The organism is uncultured Photobacterium sp., assembly GCF_947502415.1.
Classification (GTDB): domain Bacteria; phylum Pseudomonadota; class Gammaproteobacteria; order Enterobacterales; family Vibrionaceae; genus Photobacterium.
The window spans coordinates 1-260 of record NZ_CANMZV010000131.1; the positions used below are offsets into that span (position 1 = coordinate 1).

At 44.6% G+C, this 260-nt stretch carries 1 protein-coding gene; it reads right to left on the reverse strand.

What is annotated here, in order from left to right; all coding sequences use genetic code 11:
• Positions 1-38: 38 nt before the first annotated feature.
• Positions 39-260: GFA family protein (locus tag Q0852_RS23825; protein WP_299022938.1), on the reverse strand; the 222-nt coding region annotated here is incomplete at its 5' end.

Sequence of the window (260 nt, forward strand, 5' to 3'; positions counted from 1 at the left end):
ACATTTTCCTCGGTACTAACCATGATGAACCCAACTATTTATTGATGAAGTTCAATTCCTTTCGGGAACATTGCCCACGCCGGAGCCCTGGAAACAAAGACTGCAAATTCTGGACTAAACATATTCGGATCGTCTAAAGTGGCGGCAGCCACACAAATAACATCATGCTCATCGAAATAGTACACATGATCTATCTTGGGATAGATAAACAGGCTGCTCCCACAAGTACCGCAGAAAGCACGAGTGATAGTCGCTCCACT